The sequence below is a fragment of the Dorea sp. 210702-DFI.3.17 genome (genome assembly GCF_020560825.1).
In the GTDB taxonomy this organism is placed as follows: Bacteria; Bacillota; Clostridia; order Lachnospirales; family Lachnospiraceae; genus Dorea; species Dorea formicigenerans.
The window spans coordinates 1-257 of sequence record NZ_JAJCNB010000124.1 but is presented as its reverse complement, the minus strand read 5'-3'; the positions used below and the strand labels follow the sequence as shown (position 1 = coordinate 257).

Here is a 257-nt window from a genome sequence, read left to right as displayed (position 1 = left end):
ATGCCTGAAACAGAAGGGCATTTCAATCAGCCTGGGGCGATAACACCGCAAAATGGATACTTTGTCATACTTTCGCTGCAATAACATCTCTGCGAGACGGCTAAACATGCCTGTTGTAAACTGTGAGCCAAAGCGTTGTTTAACCAAGGTGGGGACTCGTGGAATTGTTGTCTGAATATGGTTTGTTTTTGGCGAAAATCGTTACCGTTGTGCTAGCGATTGCGGCGATTGCCGCCATTATTGTCAATGTTGCTCAA

General features: G+C 45.5%; 1 protein-coding gene. It reads left to right on the top strand.

The annotated features are described in order from the left end of the window. Window positions 1-158 precede the first annotated feature (158 nt). The coding region (locus tag LI149_RS15955) for a hypothetical protein (RefSeq protein WP_227143630.1) at window positions 159-257 on the top strand (99 nt) is incomplete at its 3' end.